14 protein-coding genes are annotated in these 18,911 nt (G+C 45.7%); 5 read left to right on the top strand and 9 right to left on the bottom strand.

All coding sequences use genetic code 11. From position 1 onward, the window contains the following. Nucleotides 1-183: 183 nt before the first annotated feature. The 6 genes from ispH to murJ form a co-directional block, all read right to left on the bottom strand. On the bottom strand, nt 184-1,128 hold the full coding sequence (gene ispH, locus GTQ48_RS02480; protein ID WP_163105001.1) for a 4-hydroxy-3-methylbut-2-enyl diphosphate reductase: 945 nt from the start codon (nt 1,126-1,128) through the stop codon (nt 184-186). A 2-nt stretch (nt 1,129-1,130) separates the two neighbouring features. Further along, complete coding sequence (fkpB, locus tag GTQ48_RS02475) at nt 1,131-1,598, bottom strand: FKBP-type peptidyl-prolyl cis-trans isomerase (RefSeq protein WP_032096892.1); 468 nt, start codon at nt 1,596-1,598, stop codon at nt 1,131-1,133. A gap of 11 nt (nt 1,599-1,609) precedes the next feature. Continuing rightward, nucleotides 1,610-2,161 carry a signal peptidase II gene (gene lspA / locus GTQ48_RS02470; protein WP_032096891.1) on the bottom strand — a complete coding sequence of 184 codons (552 nt, stop codon included), beginning with the start codon at nt 2,159-2,161 and terminating at the stop codon, nt 1,610-1,612. Next, nucleotides 2,154-4,973 (bottom strand): isoleucine--tRNA ligase, encoded by a 2,820-nt coding sequence (gene ileS, locus GTQ48_RS02465; RefSeq protein WP_163105000.1) that lies wholly within the window; start codon nt 4,971-4,973, stop codon nt 2,154-2,156. Before ileS ends, lspA begins: the two co-directional genes overlap by 8 nt. Nucleotides 4,974-5,101: 128 nt before the next feature. Beyond that, nucleotides 5,102-6,022: a bifunctional riboflavin kinase/FAD synthetase gene (gene ribF, locus GTQ48_RS02460; RefSeq protein WP_163104999.1), complete on the bottom strand. Its 921-nt coding sequence runs from the start codon at nt 6,020-6,022 to the stop codon at nt 5,102-5,104. 166 nt (nt 6,023-6,188) lie between these two features. Beyond that, nucleotides 6,189-7,748 (bottom strand): murein biosynthesis integral membrane protein MurJ, encoded by a 1,560-nt coding sequence (gene murJ, locus GTQ48_RS02455; protein ID WP_163104998.1) that lies wholly within the window; start codon nt 7,746-7,748, stop codon nt 6,189-6,191. Between the two features lie 336 nt (nt 7,749-8,084). Here murJ and rpsT point away from each other — a divergent pair, with 336 nt between their 5' ends. After that, the gene (gene rpsT, locus GTQ48_RS02450) at nt 8,085-8,348 is read left to right on the top strand and encodes a 30S ribosomal protein S20 (protein WP_032096948.1); all 264 of its coding nucleotides are present in this window, start codon (nt 8,085-8,087) and stop codon (nt 8,346-8,348) included. 103 nt (nt 8,349-8,451) lie between these two features. Here the strand turns inward: rpsT and GTQ48_RS02445 are convergent, their stop codons facing one another. From GTQ48_RS02445 to GTQ48_RS02435, 3 genes are read right to left on the bottom strand one after another with little or no spacing between them, the layout of a single operon-like run. Further along, a complete protein-coding gene (locus tag GTQ48_RS02445) occupies nt 8,452-9,204 on the bottom strand; it encodes an SDR family oxidoreductase (protein WP_163104997.1) in 753 nt (250 codons plus the stop codon). Next, a complete protein-coding gene (locus tag GTQ48_RS02440; protein WP_163104996.1) occupies nt 9,204-10,301 on the bottom strand; it encodes a phosphotransferase family protein in 1,098 nt (365 codons plus the stop codon). The genes GTQ48_RS02445 and GTQ48_RS02440 overlap by 1 nt, the downstream gene beginning before the upstream one ends. Nucleotides 10,302-10,361: 60 nt before the next feature. Further along, nucleotides 10,362-11,183 carry an SDR family oxidoreductase gene (locus GTQ48_RS02435; RefSeq protein ID WP_163104995.1) on the bottom strand — a complete coding sequence of 274 codons (822 nt, stop codon included), beginning with the start codon at nt 11,181-11,183 and terminating at the stop codon, nt 10,362-10,364. A 192-nt stretch (nt 11,184-11,375) separates the two neighbouring features. Here GTQ48_RS02435 and olsF point away from each other — a divergent pair, with 192 nt between their 5' ends. The 4 genes from olsF to GTQ48_RS02420 all read left to right on the top strand — a co-directional run bounded on the left by olsF (nt 11,376) and on the right by GTQ48_RS02420 (nt 18,712). Further along, nucleotides 11,376-13,094, top strand: coding sequence for a bifunctional ornithine lipid synthase OlsF (gene olsF / locus GTQ48_RS02430; protein ID WP_163104994.1), 1,719 nt, complete (start codon nt 11,376-11,378; stop codon nt 13,092-13,094). Nucleotides 13,095-13,211: 117 nt separating this feature from the next. Next, a complete protein-coding gene (locus GTQ48_RS17490) occupies nt 13,212-13,382 on the top strand; it encodes a hypothetical protein (RefSeq protein WP_032096947.1) in 171 nt (56 codons plus the stop codon). Nucleotides 13,383-13,933: 551 nt separating this feature from the next. Next, on the top strand, nt 13,934-16,096 hold the full coding sequence (gene katG, locus GTQ48_RS02425) for a catalase/peroxidase HPI (protein WP_420837583.1): 2,163 nt from the start codon (nt 13,934-13,936) through the stop codon (nt 16,094-16,096). A 117-nt stretch (nt 16,097-16,213) separates the two neighbouring features. Beyond that, on the top strand, nt 16,214-18,712 hold the full coding sequence (locus tag GTQ48_RS02420; protein WP_163104992.1) for an excinuclease ABC subunit UvrA: 2,499 nt from the start codon (nt 16,214-16,216) through the stop codon (nt 18,710-18,712). Nucleotides 18,713-18,911: the final 199 nt, after the last annotated feature.

The following is an 18,911-nucleotide window of genomic DNA, read 5'->3' as shown; positions in this document are numbered from 1 at the left end:
TAATCCATTCTTTTTCTGATTTGCGCCAGTAGCCTTTAGCATAAAAAAACCGCAGTAAAAACTGCGGTTTTTTTAGCTTCACTGAGATGTTGCGATAGCGATTTGGTAGCTTTAGTCTTTGCTACCCTTGTTAAGCGAGTGCAACTTTATTACGCTTACACCCACCCACTTACACCCAGCTACTTACACAACTTGCTTCACCCGCAGCTCTTTAGGCACCGCAAATTCAACATTCTCTTCTCTACCCGAGCGCTCGGAAGCAGAAACGGCTCCCCATGCTTTAAGCCGATCTACAACCCCTTGCACAAGTACCTCAGGGGCCGAGGCGCCGGCGGTGACGCCAACATGGTTAACGTTTTCTAACCAAGACTCTTGAATACAGTTAGCATCGGCGATGAGATACGCTTTCGCGCCAATCTTCTCGGCAAGCTCACGCAAACGATTGGAGTTAGAGCTATTTTGCGCCCCAACTACCAACAACACATCACAATCTGTTGCCAAATCGCGTACCGCATCTTGTCGATTTTGCGTGGCGTAGCAAATATCGTCTTTACGAGGGCCGTTAATCGCCGGGAACTTCGCGCGTAGCGCGTCGATAACGTCAGCGGTATCATCTACCGACAGCGTAGTTTGACTGCAGTAATAGAGCCTTGACGGGTCTTTGACCGTCAGTTTTTCAACATCGCTTTGGGACTCGACAAGGTAGATGCCGCCATCTTCATTGCTATATTGCCCCATAGTGCCTTCAACTTCCGGGTGTCCTGCATGCCCAATTAAAATGCATTCAGTTCCAGATTTGCTCGCACGGGTGACTTCCATATGCACCTTAGTCACTAATGGACAGGTAGCGTCAAACACTTTCAGGCCTCTAGAAGTCGCATTTTTGCGCACGGCCTGTGACACGCCATGAGCCGAAAAGATAACAATGCTGTCGTCTGGCACTTCATGAAGCTCATCCACAAACAGTGCGCCGCGCTCGCGAAGCCCATCAACAACAAACTTGTTGTGCACAACTTCATGGCGTACATAGATAGGCGGTTCAAACATCTCTAAAGCGCGCTCTACTATCGTGATTGCGCGGTCAACGCCGGCACAAAAGCCTCGTGGATTAGCTAAATGAATTTGCATAGTTATTTCTCGCCTTGAGCGCTAGCTCCAGATTTAACATCAACAATCTCGACATCGAATACAACGGTTTGTCCTGCAAGCGGATGGTTAAAGTCAACCGTTACAGAATCTCCCGCGACACTTCTGATTATACCTGGAATTTCCGAGCCATCTGGCTGAGCGAAGGCCAAGATCATGCCTTCCTCGATGCTCAGATCTGAGCCGAAGCGGCTTCTGTCCATGTAGTGCATATTGTTTGGGTTAGGCTCGCCAAATGCATCGTTCGCTTCTAGTGTGAACGCTTTCTTATCGCCTTTTTTCAAACCTAAAAGACAGGCTTCAAAATTAGGAGTAAGGCTTCCATCACCCATTACCATTTTCGCCGGCTTATTATTAACCCGGGTACTGTCCGCCGCAGAGCCATCTTCTAACTTCAAGTCGAAGTGAAGGATAACTTCGCTGTCATTACCTATTACTAATGAGTCTGTCATATCTATTCCGATTACTGCTGTGAAGTTTTGCTGCTATCAGCCTGTGGTTTGTCTGTATGTTTATCACCGTTCTTAAACATATCTACAATCAATAAACCTGCTCCAATAAAAATTGCACTATCGGCAATATTGAACGCAGGCCAGTGCCAATTGTTTACGTAGAAATCAAGAAAATCGATGACATAACCATGCACTAAACGGTCGTAGACGTTACCAAGTGCACCACCAAGAATAAACGCAAAAGCCACTGGTAAAAGCTTTTGTGACCGTGGCGACTGTTTAAGCCACCACAAGATTACCGCACTGATACCGATGGCGATAGCGGTAAAGAACCAACGCTGCCATCCACCGGCATTGCTCAAAAAGCTAAATGCTGCGCCGTAGTTATGTACATAAGTCAGGTTAAAAAACGGAAGAACTTCTATCGATTGATACAAGTTCATCGAATCTAACACCGCGTACTTGCTCCATTGGTCAAGAACAAATGCCACCACACTTATCCATAAAAAACGCAGACCAGTTTGACTAAAGAGCCTATTACCTGACACGTTGGAATTAGGCATATTGACGAATTTCCCCTTCGCCATCAATGTTGGTTACACAACGTCCACACAGCTCTTCGTGGCCAGCATGAGTACCAACATCTTCTAAGTGATGCCAACAGCGCACGCATTTTTCGCCTTTCGCTTTACTGACGCTCAACCACAAACCATCAACATCGGTTTCTTGCGCGTCAGCAGGCTTACTGTCAACAAGGGTCAGTGACACACCTGAGGTGATCAGAACGAAACGAAGCTCATTGTCGAAGCTTGAAAGCGCATTGTATAAAGACTCTGTGGCATAAAGACTGATGCTTGCCTCCAACGAGCCTCCTAGCTGACCTTCTTTTCGGGCTTTTTCCATTGCTTGGTTAGCGGCGTCTTTCACGCTAATAACGCTATGCCAAAGCTCATCATTAAAGGTGTCGCTTTGTGTGAAGCCGTTAAAGCCTTCGTACCATGTTTCAGTGAATACGAATTCACTACGTTCGCCAGGCAGTGCTTCCCAAATTTCTTGGGCTGTAAAACTGGTGATGGGACCAATCCAGCGAACTAACGCTTCAATGATATGGTACATGGCAGTTTGGCAAGAGCGTCGTGCTATACCGTCTGATTTAGCGGTATATTGACGGTCTTTAATAACATCAAGGTAGAACGAGCCAAGCTCAATCGAGCAGAAATGGATGATTTTTTGTGTTACCACAAGCAGGTCATACTTTTCATACGCTTCGAAAAGTTCGTCTTGCAATGCTTTAGCACGGGCAACAATCCAGCGGTCTAACGCCACCATTTCCTCTTCTGCTACCGCATCTTCAACATTAAATCCGTTGAGGTTTGCTAGTAGGAAACGAGCCGTGTTTCTAACTCGACGATAAGAATCTGCTGCGCGTTTTAAAATTTCATCGGAAACTGCAATCTCACCGCGATAGTCTGTAGACGCTACCCATAAACGCAGAATATCCGCGCCTAGCTTATTAGTCACTTCTTGGGGTGCAACCACATTACCCACAGACTTAGACATCTTCTTACCGTGGGCATCAACGGTAAATCCGTGAGTGAGTACTTCTTTGTACGGCGCGTGACCGTGCATTGCAGTTGACGATATGAGAGACGACATGAACCAACCGCGATGCTGATCTGAACCTTCTAGATAAAGGTCAGCACTTGCAGGAAGGTCTTCTCGACGGTCAACTACAAAGTAATGGGTAACACCAGAGTCGAACCATACGTCTAATGTGTCAGTCACTTTATCGTAGCTATCCGCATCGCTGCCTAAAAGCTGTGCATCGTCGATGTCCCACCAGGCTTGAATACCTTTTTTCTCTACTTCTAATGCAACCTTTTCCATGAGAGAGGAAGACTGAGGATGTACTTCACCAGTGAGTTTGTGAACGTAAAGTGGAATAGGAACACCCCACGTGCGCTGTCGAGAGATACACCAGTCAGGACGCCCTTCCACCATTTTTTCAATGCGGTTTTGGCCCCACTCAGGGATCCATTTGGTTTGCTTAATTTGCTCTAACGACTCGCTGCGCAACCCTTTATTATCCATGCTGATAAACCACTGCGGCGTTGCTCGGAAAATAATTGGCGTTTTATGACGCCAGCAATGTGGATAGCTGTGCTCGTATTTCACGTTCAAAACAAGGTTTCCCTTTTCTTGAACAGTGTCGATAATGGATTGGTTCGCTTTAAACACGAACTGACCTGCAAATAACGGCGTATTTTCAAGATAAACACCGTTATTACCTACTGGGTTATACACCTCAATATCGTATTGCTTGCCTACGTTGAAATCGTCAACACCATGAGCAGGCGCGGTATGTACACAACCCGTACCTGACTCAGTGGTCACGTGGTCGCCAAGAATAAGTGGTATTTTAATATCTAAAAACGGATGATTAACCTTCAGCTTATCTAGCGCAACACCGGTACATGTTGCTACTTCGCGGAATTCGTCCACACCGTAGCGAGTCATGCAGCTTTCAAGCAAGTCTTGAGCGACCACATACCAATCGTTTGAAGGTTGAACTTCAACAATGGTATAAGTAAATTCTGGGTGTAAGCTTATCGCGCGGTTTGCAGGCAATGTCCACGGTGTGGTGGTCCAAATAACGACCCCAGTATTGTGAGCAAGCAGTTCGCTTTCTTCTACGCCAAATGCCGACGCAATGGCTGCTGAATCTGCAACCGGAAATTTCACGTCGATAGCTGGCGATACTTTATCTTGGTATTCAACTTCTGCTTCAGCCAAGGCCGAGCCACAGTCTGTACACCAATGAACAGGTTTAAACCCTTTTTCAAGGTGCCCTGAATCTACAATTTTACTTAACGCTCGGATAATGTCGGCTTCAGAAGAAAAATCCATTGTTTTATAAGGATTATTCCATTCACCGAATACGCCCAAACGCTTAAAATCAGCCATTTGACCGTCTATTTGTTTTTGCGCATAGTCGCGACATTTTTGACGAAACTCAGCAGCGGTGACCTTTTTACCTGGCTTTCCTACTTTTTTCTCAACCATAAGCTCAATAGGTAAACCATGACAATCCCACCCCGGAACGTAAGGAGAGTCAAAGTCAGACAGGTTTTTTGACTTAACAATAATGTCTTTGAGAATTTTGTTAACCGCGTGTCCAATATGAATGTTGCCGTTCGCATAAGGAGGGCCGTCGTGAAGAATAAAAGGCTTTTTACCTTTTTTAGCTTCGCGGATCTTGGTATATACCCCTTTTTCCTGCCAGTCTTTAAGCATCTTTGGCTCGCGCTGAGCAAGGTTACCACGCATAGGAAACGCAGTTTCTGGAAGGTTCAATGTGGCTTTGTAATCACTCATAAAATTGTTTTATCCGGTTACCTTAAGTTTCATCCAATGTCGTTATGACACTGCGAAGGGGTTATATGATGCCGCTGCATTTATATTTAGTTGCATTTAAATGCGCGCTGCGACTTTATCACGATTAACTATGCTAACAACAGGCGTGCCTGGGCGGCGTCTGCCTGTATTTGATCTTTTAATGCTTCAAAAGAAGCAAACTTAATTTCATCTCGTATTTTTGCCATAGGCAGCACGGTGATAGGCTTACCGTATAAGTCTGCCGACAAATCGAAAATATGTACTTCTAACTGGTTTCTAACCCCATTCAATGTGGGTCTGGTACCCACATTTGCAACCCCATTGTAGTGTTCACCGTCTATGTCTACCCGCACCGCAAACACGCCGTGAATAGGTGTTTTAAAACGCTTAAGCATGACATTAGCCGTAGGGAAACCTATGGTCCGGCCTTTCTTTTCGCCGTGAACAACTCGCCCGTGAATAGCAAACGGACGACCTAGCATTTCTGTTGCTAGGCCAAAGTCGCTTTGCGCCAGTGCATCTCTCACGGCAGTAGAGCTTATGCGGTGGGCATGCATAGTAAAGCTTTGGGTACTAACCACATCAAAGCCGTAACGGCGCCCGGCAGCCTCTAGCATGGTGAAGTCACCTTTGCGGCCAAAACCGAAGCGAAAATCATCACCTACAACAAGAAATTTAACGCCCAACTTATCAACTAACAAATCGTGGACAAAGGTATCTGCGCTTTGTTTTGCAAATTGAGCGTTAAAGCGCACGGCAAGCAGCCTGTCTACGCCCTGCTGGCTTAGCAATTCGTACTTTTCCCGAAGTGGGCTGATACGCGCGGGTGCCTTTTCTGGCGTGAAAACTTCCTCTGGCTGCGGTTCAAAAACCATCACAGTGGCGGGCAACGACAGCGAGCTCGCTTTCTCCATCACATTAGCGAGTACTGCCTGATGACCTCTATGTACGCCATCAAACTTGCCAATGGTGAGAATACACCCCTTATGGTGAGGTTTTACATTATTTAGCCCGCGGATAAATTCCACTGTTAACCACTACCTTTTTAACTGCTAGAAATTCAAAGCTCGCGATTATAGCTGACCCCGCCCGAATTACCAAGCGCCGTCCCAATCAGACAAGCGTTCCAGCAATCATGCAAATTCCCATACCGACGGGCTCAATTTTCACGATTCTTGCCCTTATACCAGCTATCTATTCGCCACCACTTCGAAAATGCCGAGGTCTCATTCCCAAAAGCACCATGGTAGTAAGGAAGCCACCTACGGATAACAAAATGGTTAGCCCCACGTCTATCATTTGCTCAGAGAGGGCTAGGTCGAAGAAAGCGAGTCCACGGTCGCGATAATAAATTAACGCTCCCATAACGGTGCTTGCTATCACAACACGGGCAATAAACAGTAGCGAAGTTCTACTTAACTCGAACACACCTTGCTTCCGCAATGTAATGTACAGAAGCGCTGCATTCAGCGTGGCTGACATACTCGTTGCAATAGCTAATCCGACATACCCAAATGGAATGGCAAAAATGAGATTAAACACCATATTGGCAATCATGCACCATATACCAAACCTAACGGGCGTTTTTGTATCTTGGCGGGAGTAAAATCCCGGGGCCAGCACCTTCACCAACATAAAGCTTATTAAGCCAAAAGAGTAAGCGGTGAGAGAATAAGAGGCCATAATAGCGGTTTCTGCGGTAAATGCGCCCCGCTGAAAAATCACGGTCAGTATAGGACGTGCCATCGTACCCAGGCCTACCGCCGCGGGTATGCCTAACAAACACACCATTCTAAACGCCCAATCAATATTCGCGGCGAATGCTTTTGGGTTATTGGTGACGTGATTTCGAGATAGCGTGGGCAGAATGACAGTGGCAATAGCGATTCCGAATAAACCCAGTGGGAACTCGAGTAATCTGTCGGAATAATATAACCAGCTGATGGAACCGGTCACTAAAAAGCTGGCGATAAAGGTATCGAACAATAAATTAATTTGCCCAACCGACACGCCGAATAATGCGGGGATCATCAGAGTGCGTACTTTAACCACGTTCTCGTCGTGCCAGCCCCATTTGGGTTTTACCAATAGGCCTGCTCTAAATAAAAACGGCAGCTGAAAAAGAAACTGTACTATGCCACCAATAAATACGCCCCACGCAAGAGCAAAAGCGGGTTGTGACATACTGGGCGATAGGTATATGGCGCAGGCGATAATACATACATTGAGCAGCACGGGGGTAAACGCAGCAACTGCAAACTTATTTAATGTATTTAAAATGGCGCCAGAAAGCCCCGTTAATGAAATGAAGGCGAGGTATGGGAAAGTAATTTTGAGCATGGTTGAAGCAAGTTCAAATTTATCCCCCGCCTCATCACCCTGTAGCCAAGCAACAAACCAGCCGGTGCCAAATAATGCAGCAAGTACCGGCGATGCAACAATGCCCACAATAGAGACAATAAAAACAATTCCACCAAGGGTACCGCTTACTTTTGCGACAAATTCTCGTAGTTCTTTCTTATCATCATTATTGTGAACTTCTGTAAGCACGGGGATGAACGCTTGAGCAAATGCGCCTTCAGCAAAAAGTCGTCGTAGAAAATTGGGAATTTTATTGGCAAAGAAAAATACATCGGCGGCTGCCCCATCACCCATTAGCTTAGCAACGACAACGTCTCGTACAAGACCTAAAACCCGTGAAACTAGGGTCATTACACTGACTATTAAGCCTGATTTGATTAACTTCCGTGACACGTGTGCTTTCCGATAGAGTAAACGAAGGGGAGTGAGCGGATCATGATAACCAAAGGCGCTAGCAGGTGAAATGATTTATTCAAAATAGTTGTGCATTTCTAGGTATTTTATTGCTATAATCCGCGCCCGTTATGGGATGCAATGTTTAGGCATAGCTTTCGCGATGAATGCGCAACGTGTTGAGCACATTTACTGTATTTAGCAGAGACTGTGTTTAATAGATTGTGCTTTCAAAATAGCCATCGATTTACATCGTTAAATCGTTTGACAATTTAGCGATTGGTAGGCACAATCCGCACCCTCGTTTTTGACATGAATTTATTTGGGAGTTACACCTTGGCTAACATTAAGTCTGCTAAGAAACGTGCAATCCAAGCCGAAAAGCGTCGTCAGCACAACGCTAGCCGTCGTTCAATGACTCGTACAAGCATCAAAAAAGTAGTTGCTGCTATCGCTAATGGCGATAAAGAAGGTGCACAAGCTGCATTATCTGCTGCTACTCCAGTACTTGACAGAATGGCTACTAAAGGCTTGATTCACAAAAATAAAGCTGCTCGTCACAAGAGTCGCCTAGCTGCGCAAATTAAAGCACTAGGTTAATCTATACGATTAGCAATTAAAAAGCGCCCTTGGGCGCTTTTTTTATGTCTGCATTTTTTGTCTACCTGCTTTTTACATCTATATGCACTCGCTCCCTATCCCACTAACTCATTTTTCTTATTGTACTTGCTGGTGCAATGCGCATTACCCAGTGCAATAACGCCCAAGGCCAGCTAGGCACGAAAGCATTTGCCTCTTCTTTTTCTATCGCCTTAACCATTGCCCGGCAACCCACATCGGTATCAACCATAAAGGGGACTTTCTCTACTTTTTCATTGATTTCACTGCGAATAAAGCCTGGATGAATACAGGTGACTTTAATCGGCGTGTTCATCACATCCATGCGTATTCCTTCAGACAGTGATGTAAGGCCGGCTTTGGTGGCTGCATACACGGTCATGGCACGCCTAAAGCCTCTCACCGCGCTGATTGAAGAGATCGTCACTAGGTGTCCACTGTTCTGCGCTCTGAATATCGCCATCGCCGCCTCGCATTGTGCTAACGCTGACACAAAGTTGGTGGTAGCAGTTTGTTTATTTGCGTGAAAATAGCCCGTTCCTACAGATGCTCCCTTCCCCATACCGGCATTAACAATAACTCTGTCAAGGCGTCCTAAATCTTGTTTAAACGCATCAAAAACCTCAAAGACAGCGTCGTGATCATTAACGTCTAAAGAACGAATAAACACATTGATATCTGGGTTAAGTTCGAGTAATTCTGCTTTTAGCGTTTCAAGGTTTTCATAGCGCCTAGCGCACAACGCTAAGTTTCGACCTTGTTTGGCAAACTCAATGGCCATCCCTTTACCAAGCCCAGAGCTTGCCCCGGTGATCAGAATATTTTCTCTTATAGTCATTATTTTTTTCCTGATGCTTTTATGGCCTTATTGCAGCGCCACAGTAAGTAATGAATAAATACCCAAAAACGCTTAAACGCTGGGTTATTAGTTTGTCCGTGATGGTAACGATAATAAATTTGCTGAGCGATCCCCGCTAAACGGAAAAGCCCATACACCTCGTAAAACGTGAAGTCTTCTACGTCAATATCCATCTTCTCGCAGTAGTAGGCGACAACTTGCTTGCGGGTAAACATCCCTTCTAAGTGTGTGGGCTGACGACGAGTAGATTGGGCTAAAAAGTCATCATCGGCATCAACCCAATAGGCTAGCGAATTTCCCAAATCCATAAGTGGATCTCCCAGGGTTGCTAATTCCCAATCAAGCACCCCAATAATGTCAGTGTAGTTATTTGGGTTAAGTACAACATTGTCGAAGCGGAAGTCATTGTGGGTAATACATATACGCTCCTTGTCAGGCATGTGCCTTTCAAGCCAGTGCATTACCTTTTTACCTGAGGGTACATTCCACGTTTTCGCTTTGCTGTAGCGCTCACTCCAGCCGCTAATTTGTCGCTCAATATAGCCCTTTCCTTTACCTAAATGAGATAAACCGGCTTTCTCATGGTCTACCTTATGAAGCTCTATTAAGCTATCGAGCACATTGGTGCACAGCTGAGCCGTTTGTGCTTTTGTTGTGTTCAAATCTCGAGGTAGATTTTTGCGAGGTATAATGCCAGTAAACTTTTCCATCAGGTAAAAATCGGCACCAATAACCGATTCATCTTCACAATAGGCGTACATGGTTGGCACATAACGATACACCGGTTTCAGCGCTCGCTGAAGTTTATACTCTCGCTCCATATCGTGAGCACCTTTTGCTTTTGTGCCCGCCGGGCCTCTTCGCAAAATCATCGATGTATTGGGGTAATCTAAGCAGTAAGTCCAGTTAGACGCTCCACCTGCATACTGAGTTATTGCAGGCTTGGTTTCACAGCCATTACAACGGGCTTTTATGGTGTCATCGAGATTATCTTTGAGCCAACGATTTACCGTCTCTGCGCTTAGCTCTTCACCACTTCGCACTTGTTGTGCTTTATCTACTACGCCTTGGTTCATTCTTTCTCCGCTTTACACAGGTTAATGCTTTGCCGTTTTCGAGCTTTTGCATAAAGGACGTTAGCTGTCTCGCTTGTCCATCACTTGCTTCATGGTCTTTGTTTGCGACAGCATCATTTTTAAATAACGTTTTGATGACAACAGCTTTTTCAACAAAAAGGCGCGCTTACCTTCTTTGTGGGTCAAAATAAGAAACTGCTTAGCGTTTACTTGCTGGTAAATACTTTGCGCTACATCCTCTTTGCTCATGTCGGCTTTGGCGAAAAGTTTATTAAGCATTTTATGTGATGCAGGGTTGGCACTTCGCATCGACTCATCAAGATGAGTCTTGAAAAAACTGGGGCAAACCACACTCACCCCAATGTTATCTGGCGCAAGTTCCAACTTCATTGTTTCAGAGAAGGCCACCACCGCCGCTTTCATGGCGTTGTAACTGCCCATATAAGGGACTGGCGTTATTCCGGCCTGCGAGGCAATATTAACGAAGTAACCGTGCCCCTGCGTTTGCATCAGGGGCAACAGCGCCCTACTCACTCGCACCATGCCTAACATATTAATATCGAATACCCATTGCCATTGCTCTGGCGTTTCATCAAGTAAGCTGCCGCCGGTGGCTACGCCTGCGTTATTAAATACGTAGTCTATACCCTGCCACTTGGCGCTTATTGTGCTGGCAAGTTCATTCACATTCGTTTCAGATGTGATATCGCAGGTAACGTAAAAGGCGTCGGCTCCTATTGAGGTAAGTGCCTCAACGGTCTCATTGCCGCGAGCCTGATTGATGTCGGCAATACAAATTTTTACCCCTTTATGCTTTTCAGCCCACTTAGTGGCAAGTGCTTTGCCCAGTCCGGTGGCTCCACCGGTGATGACGATACGCATAATAGTTCTGCTCTTTATTGTTATTTTTATTGAATATTAAGCTCTGAGTTTACCTTTTTTACCGGTGGATTCAAAAGTTCCGGTCTAATCAGCCGCGAACACCTAATACGACCATTGTAAAATAAGTGACAAAAAAGTATGTCAAAAACGTCACATTAGGCTGCTAGTGTTTGCAAAAAAACGAGAGAAGCTATGTTTACTGTAAACGACGTTTTAAACAAACATTACCCTCAGGTCGCGAATAATCCTCTTTTATTCAAATCGCTGTCTTTCGCACTAAGCCACCTTTTACACGAAAAAGACATTCAGGCGTTTGGCGACACGTACCCGCATTACAATGATATTGATTTTGTTGAGCAAGTACTGGCGTATTTTAACGTCAGCTATTCTGCGAGAGACATTGAGAAAGAGCGAATCCCGAGCGAAGGTCGTGTGGTGATAATTGCAAACCATCCCATTGGCTCTCTTGATGCGCTTGCATTAATTAAACTCGTAAGTGAAGTTCGACACGATTTAAAAGTAGTCGCAAATGAAATGCTTATGGCCATTGAACCACTGCACAGCATGTTACTACCTGTAAACAATATGGAGGGCGGAACCCCAAAGCAGCATTTGTCCGCCATTCACCATCATTTATCACAGGAAGGTGCCGTATTAATCTTTCCCGCTGGAGAAGTCTCCAGACTCAGACCTCAAGGGGTACGTGACACGCGCTGGCATTCAGGTTTTTTGCGCATTGCCCGTCACGCTAAAGCCCCTATTCTTCCCGTGTATATCGATGCTAAAAATAGCCCTCTTTTTTATGGCGTGTCTATGATTTACAAGCCGTTGGCTACTGCGCTACTCGTGAAAGAAATGTTTAAGCAGCGGCGCAAACATTTACCCATCCGTGTTGGGGAACTCATTGCGTTTGAGTCTTATCAACAGCCAACCCTAGCACTAAAAGAAAAAGTGAAGTTGTTTAAACGACATCTTTATCGCATAGGCAATAACAAAAAGGGCGTATTCGAAACCCAAGCTGCTATTGCAATGCCAGAGGACAGAAAAGAGCTCTCACGGGCTGTTCGCGCCTGTGAACATTTGGGGCAAACGGCCGATGGAAAGTCGATTTATCTTTATCAGCATACTCATTGCTCTCCCATTATGCGTGAGATAGGACGTCTTCGAGAAATAGCATTTAGAGCTGTTGGAGAAGGCACTAATAAGCGACGAGACATAGACCAGTACGACTCTCACTACTATCACCTAGTGCTGTGGGATGATCGCGACTTAGAGATTGTGGGTGCCTATCGTTTCGGTGACGCCCAAGCGCTTAGCGAAGAAGGCCACCCAACGGGATTGTACTCCGCTACGCTGTTTGATTACGGCGAAAATAATGAAGCCCTATTTGAGCAAGGCCTGGAGTTAGGTCGAAGTTTTATACAACCTCGATATTGGGGAAAGCGCAGCCTCGACTATCTGTGGTTCGGCATTGGCGTTTTTCTTAGTCGCTATCCAAAGTACCGCTATTTGTTCGGGGCAGTGTCATTAAGCAATGCCTATCCTGATACTGCTAAAGATCTTTTAGTGCAGTTCTACTCAACATACTTTCCGGCTAAGTTCGGCAGTGTTACGTGTAAACAACCTTTTTGCCCCGCAAGAGAGCCTTTGCATGTGTTTACAGGTGACGATTACAAAGCCGAATTCACTATACTTAAGCACCTACTCGCTAATATGGGCGTAAATGTACCCACGCTGTATAAGCAGTATTCAGAAATAGCGAAAGCCGATGGTGTCGCCTTTTTAGGGTTTAACGTTGACCCAGATTTTAACGACTGTATAGATGGTCTTGTGGTGGTTGATGCAATGGCAATTACTGAAAAAAAACGCAAACGATATCTATGCCACGATGAGCTAAAGGCAACGGCTTGAATACAGTTTAATAGAATGAAATATCCGTTAGGTCGTTGGCATTTAATACCATACATTGATATAACAAGGCCTGATGTAATGTTTTGTCACTGTGAAGTGCGTAGCTTAGGGCCTTATATGATAAAAATAATTGTACTTATTCCACTTATTCTTTCTCTGCTGTGGTTCGGCTACCTGCAGGCAAACAAATATTCACTAGAGCAAGGTAAGCAAGGCTTTCTCTATATTCTTGTGCTAAGTGGCGTTATCGCATTATTTTATACCGTGATGATATTCTTAACCCATTAACGCGCCTTTTAAACACCTTTTCGCCATTTAAGCCTTACCTCATTGGGCTCAGCACCGCATGTCAGACAACGGCGAACGGCGCTCTTAGGGCTGCTTACAAGCTAATAACTAGTGCGCCGCGACATTTCTTGGCTTTTGGCTTCCGGCTTTTAGTTTCTAAATTCCCCCTCACTTTATTTATTTTTTATCTATTTCGCACCGCCGATAGTGGCGGTTTACTTCACATCAACGCTGATAATTTCGTTGTTGTGAACTTTGCCACCAGCATGGCGTAGTCATCTATATAAAAATGTTTAATCAACACATTGCTCTTCATCTCGGTCATTCAAGCAGTTCAGCGAAGCGGTTCACTGAAATAGGGCTTGGAACGGCTGATAAAGAAGCTTTAGCTTGCTGTGATGACTGTGAAACATAATCACCCGTTAAGGCTTTCCTATGGGGCGCAATATAAAAGGAACTATTGAATGTCTGATAAAATGAAATGCCCCATCGCCGGTGGTTACGAGGCCATCGAGAGTAAACGTATTGGCGGTGCAATAGGCACTCCTCCTATGAATGCGAATTGGTGGCCCGGTCAGCTACCTATTGAACTTCTGCACAGCCAATCTCCATCAGCAAACCCGCTAGGTGAGGATTTTGATTATCCCGCTGCGTTCGCATCTCTTGATTTAGACGCGGTAAAAAAAGATATTTTGGCACTTCTGACCACATCGCAAGATTTCTGGCCAGCGGATTACGGCAACTATGGCCCTCAGATGATTAGAATGGCGTGGCACTCTGCGGGTTCATACCGCGTATTCGACGGACGTGGAGGGTCGGCGCAGGGGCTACAGCGCTTTGCTCCTCTTTACTCTTGGGAAGACAACGGCAACATCGATAAGTCGATACGCCTATTACAGCCTATTAAGCTGAAGTACGGTGACAACATCTCGTGGGCAGATTTGATTATGCTAACGGGCAATCTTGCGTTAGAGCAGATGGGCTTCAAAACCTTTGGCTTTGGTGGCGGACGCATTGACTGCTGGGAGGCTGATGACGCCACCTATTGGGGCCCAGAAACTGAAATGGCCACTCAAGACAAGCGTTGGACAGGTGAGCCTGGTACCGAAGACTATGACCTAGAGAATCCGCTTGCTGCGTCTCGTCAGTCGCTTATTTATGTTCATCCAGAAGGCCCCTTTGGCAATATGGATCCTATTTCGTCAGCACAAGAAATTCGCATTACCTTTGGAAGAATGGGCATGAATGACGAAGAGACCGTTGCGCTTATTGCAGGCGGTCACGCGTTTGGTAAAAGTCACGGCGGCTCGGATAAATCGCATTTAGGCCCAGAACCAAGCGGAGCACCTATTGAAAACCAAGGCCTAGGCTGGTTAAACAGCAATGGCTCGGGCAATGCCCAGTACACCACCACAAATGGTATCGAGGGAGCATGGACATCAAACCCTACCCGCTGGGACCACGAATACTTAAAAAACTTGTTTAAATTTGAGTGGGAACAGACAGAGAGCCCGGCTGGAGGTAAAGCATGGCGTCCTAAAAATGGGGAAGCTGCTGACCTTATTCCTGACGCGCATGTGGAAGGACTTCGTCATCCTCCTATGATGATGACTACCGACATTGCCCTTATCAAAGACCCTGCTTACCTAAAAATATGCGAGAAGTTTGTTGAGCAGCCAGAACTCCTCGACGACGCATTTGCTAAGGCATGGTATAAATTAATTCATAGAGATATGGGGCCTAAAAACCGATTACTTGGCCCAGATGTGCCAGACGAAAGCCTTATTTGGCAAGATCCTATTCCAAAGTGCGACCATGAACTCATCGGTGAAGTGGACATTATTGCGCTTAAAGCCAGTATTCTTGCAACTGAGCACAGTATCTCTGCACTGGTGAGCACTGCATGGGCCTCTGCCTCAACGTTCAGAAAAACGGACCTGCGCGGCGGCGCGAATGGTGCACGAATTCAACTTGAGCCAATGATCAACTGGGAAGTCAATAACCCACGTCAACTTAAAGGCGTACTTGAGTCACTTAAAGAGATACAGAAAACCTTTAACGATGCACAAACAAGCAAACGAGTTTCTATTGCAGACCTTGTGGTATTAGCAGGTAGTGCCGCAATAGAAAAAGCAGCAAAAGAAGCAGGTGTTGACGTTACCGTACCTTTTGAACCCGGCCGAATGGACGCTACGCAAGAGCAAACCGACGAGCACAACATTTCGTTTCTTGAGCCTCATGCCGATGGCTTTAGAAACTATGTAAAAGGTAAGTATGGTACAGATACTGAGCGCATGTTAATCGACAGAGCCCACCTCCTTGATTTATCGGCTCCTGAACTCACCGCGTTAGTTGGCGGCCTCCGGGTTCTAGACACCAATTACGACGGTTCTAAACACGGTGTGTTTACGAAAAAACCAGGGGTATTAACCAATGACTTTTTTATCAACTTGCTAGATATCAATACTAAGTGGAAGCCAGTGACCGACGACAATGAATTGTTCGAAGGAAGCGATGTGGCCACGGGTGAGAAAAAGTGGTCTGCCACGCGGTGCGATCTTGTGTTTGGATCGAACTTACAGCTAAGAGCAGTGTGCGATGTTTACGGGGCGTCTACTGGTCATGAAAAATTTGTTCATGCTTTCGTAAAAGCATGGCACAAAGTCATGATGCTAGACCGTTTTGAACTGCAAAACGAATGGTATCGCAAGTAAGCGCTGCTTATTCGCTAACGCTATCATGCTAATAAAAAGCCTAGCCACAAGTCGCTGGGCTTTTTTTTCACCCGCTAGGATTCGCTTTTTTAAACAAGGATGAAATATCATAAGGTTATGACAACGTTTGATAATAACAATGTTCGGGTGCGGGGCTCTCGCGTTCACAACTTAAAAAGCATCAATGTAGATATTCCAAGAAACAAAATTGTGGCATTTACTGGAATTTCCGGCTCGGGTAAGTCCTCTCTCGCTTTCGGCACTCTTTTCGCCGAAGCCCAGCACCGCTATTTAGATTCAGTATCACCCTACGCACGCCGATTGATAGACCAAGTTGAAACTCCCGACGTGGACAGTATTGAAGGTTTACCCCCAGCAGTAGGACTGCATCAACAACGAGGCGCCCCGTCAATACGCTCATCGGTAGGCAGTATTACCACTATTTCTAATACCCTGCGCATGCTGTATTCACGGGCAGGTGTTTATCCACAAGGGCAAAGCATTATTTATGCTGATGCCTTTTCACCGAACACGGTAGAAGGTGCCTGTGAAACATGTCATGGGATAGGTAGTGTATTTGATGTCACGCGAGAAAAGCTCGTGCCCGACCCTAATCTGACAATTAGAGAAGGCGCTATTGCAGCGTGGCCTGGGGCATGGCAAGGCAAAAACTTAGTCAGAGTATTGCTATCACTTGATATTGACGTAGACGTTCCATGGAGCGATTTGCCCGTAAAAACCCAAGAGTGGATTTTATTCACCGATGAAACACTTCAAGTGCCAGTATATCGCCACTACAACTTAGCGCAGACACGTAACGCATTCGCTGAGGGTGAGCCTGCCAGCTACAAAGGAAAATTTGTCGGTGCAAGACGCTATGTGCTTGATACGTTTAAATCTACTCAGAAAGAAAAGATAAAACAGCGTATTGCAGAATACTTAGATGTGTCTATATGTCCTAGATGTGCGGGCAAAAAACTTAAAGCGTCGTCCCTTTCCGTAACAATCTGCAACCTGGATATCATCGAGTTTTCTCGTCTATCGCTTAGCGATGTAGTGACTCATTTAACTACCTTATTGAACACTGTAGATAGTCAAAGTAACGAACGCGCTATGGTGGTCCGTAATTTAGCCAGCGATATTATTGCCCGTATTGTACCTATAATATCTCTTGGCCTTGGCTACCTCTCGTTAGAGCGCAGCACCACCACCGTCTCTGGTGGTGAATTACAGCGCTTGAGGTTGGCGACTCAAATTAAATCTAAATTATTTGGTGTGGTTTACATCATGGATGAGCCCTCTTCCGGATTACACCCTCATGATGTGAATGCACTACTCAGTGCTTTTAGTGAATTGGTAGATGCCGGAAATACGGTTTTCGTCGTAGAACATAACTTGCGCGTTATACAGCATGCAGATTGGGTAGTAGATATTGGCCCACATGCGGGTGTGAGTGGCGGAGAGCTCATATTTAGCGGGCCTGCTGAAAAGCTCAAAGACGCATCCGACTCTATAACGTCTCGCTTTTTGTTTGACGACTCTCTTGCGCTGACTCACTTCAATAGAGAACCCACGGGATGGCTTTCGCTAGCAAATATTAATAAAAACAACCTGAACGACTTTCACTGTGACTTTCCTCTTGGCACTATCACCACGGTAACCGGCGTGTCGGGCTCTGGAAAGTCGAGCCTAGTTAGCCATGCATTGGTAGAGCTGGTAAAGCAAGCTATTGGTTCTGACAGATCGCAAAGTACGCCAGCAGGTAAAGACCTGAGTGAGTCTTCACTGTTAAGAGGTAGTGAGGAAACGCCTGTTGAAGGAACGATAGCGAGTGGCATAGACCGAGTTAAACGGTTAGTTGTTGTTAATCAGGCGCCAATAGGTAGAACGCCGCGTTCCAACCTAGCAACCTATACGGGGCTTTTTGACCACGTTAGAAAACTATTTGCAGCGACAGAGCTTGCGAAGAAACGTCGCTATGACGCAGGACGCTTTTCATTTAATACCACAAAGGGGCGTTGTGAAAATTGTGAGGGCGTTGGCTTTGTATCGGTAGAACTTCTGTTTATGCCCAGCGTCTATTCGCCTTGCCCAGTGTGCGACACCAAACGGTACAATGAAGACACCCTTGCTATAACTTGGAATGATTTATCGATATCAGATGTATTGTCGCTTACTGTGTCTGAAGCGCATTTTATATTTGCTGACGAGCCGCCAGTCTATCGCGCTCTTGATGCACTTCAAAAAGTGGGGCTTGGCTATTTGCGCCTTGGCCAGCCTGCGACGGAATTATCAGGCGGAGAAGCGCAAAGGATAAAACTTGCAACTGAACTAAAACGCGCTGAAAAAAAGCATACACTTTATGTGCTTGATGAGCCTACCACGGGCCTTCACCCTGCGGATATCAGCTTGTTAATGAAACACTTAAATGCATTAGTCGATGAAGGCAGTAGCGTGATAATGGTAGAACACAATATGCAGGTGGCATCAGCGAGTGACTACGTGATTGACATCGGCCCAGGAGCGGGCGATGAAGGCGGTACGGTGGTGGCGCAAGGAACGCCTCGCGAAGTGGCTAAAAGCGCTTTGAGCAAAACCGCACCATTTTTGAAATAGAGGGGTGTAATATAGCGATCACTTTTTATTTAAACGTGATAGCAGTATTTAAATACACTCGACCTAAACGAGATTGATGTCGTCATAAAGAAGTTGTCTTTATGTCAACGTATTTCAGGGCGGGACACTATTTAGGACGGGTCACAAACATAAAAAAGGGGCACTAATTGGTGCCCCTTTTGGTATTAAACTTATTTTT

This window comes from Alteromonas genovensis, assembly GCF_010500895.1.
In the GTDB taxonomy this organism is placed as follows: Bacteria; Pseudomonadota; Gammaproteobacteria; order Enterobacterales; family Alteromonadaceae; genus Alteromonas; species Alteromonas genovensis.
This window is presented reverse-complemented; position numbering and strand designations above follow the sequence as displayed.

Bases quoted from the DNA above. Each gene is read 5' to 3' on its own strand.
- ispH (WP_163105001.1), bottom strand. From the start codon at position 1,128: ATGCAAATTCATTTAGCTAATCCACGAGGCTTTTGTGCCGGCGTTGAC.
- fkpB (WP_032096892.1), bottom strand. From the start codon at position 1,598: ATGACAGACTCATTAGTAATAGGTAATGACAGCGAAGTTATCCTTCAC.
- lspA (WP_032096891.1), bottom strand. From the start codon at position 2,161: ATGCCTAATTCCAACGTGTCAGGTAATAGGCTCTTTAGTCAAACTGGT.
- ileS (WP_163105000.1), bottom strand. From the start codon at position 4,973: ATGAGTGATTACAAAGCCACATTGAACCTTCCAGAAACTGCGTTTCCT.
- GTQ48_RS02445 (WP_163104997.1), bottom strand. From the start codon at position 9,204: ATGACTATAAGAGAAAATATTCTGATCACCGGGGCAAGCTCTGGGCTT.
- GTQ48_RS02440 (WP_163104996.1), bottom strand. From the start codon at position 10,301: ATGAACCAAGGCGTAGTAGATAAAGCACAACAAGTGCGAAGTGGTGAA.
- GTQ48_RS02435 (WP_163104995.1), bottom strand. From the start codon at position 11,183: ATGCGTATCGTCATCACCGGTGGAGCCACCGGACTGGGCAAAGCACTT.
- olsF (WP_163104994.1), top strand. From the start codon at position 11,376: ATGTTTACTGTAAACGACGTTTTAAACAAACATTACCCTCAGGTCGCG.
- GTQ48_RS17490 (WP_032096947.1), top strand. From the start codon at position 13,212: ATGATAAAAATAATTGTACTTATTCCACTTATTCTTTCTCTGCTGTGG.
- katG (WP_420837583.1), top strand. From the start codon at position 13,934: ATGAATGCGAATTGGTGGCCCGGTCAGCTACCTATTGAACTTCTGCAC.
- GTQ48_RS02420 (WP_163104992.1), top strand. From the start codon at position 16,214: ATGACAACGTTTGATAATAACAATGTTCGGGTGCGGGGCTCTCGCGTT.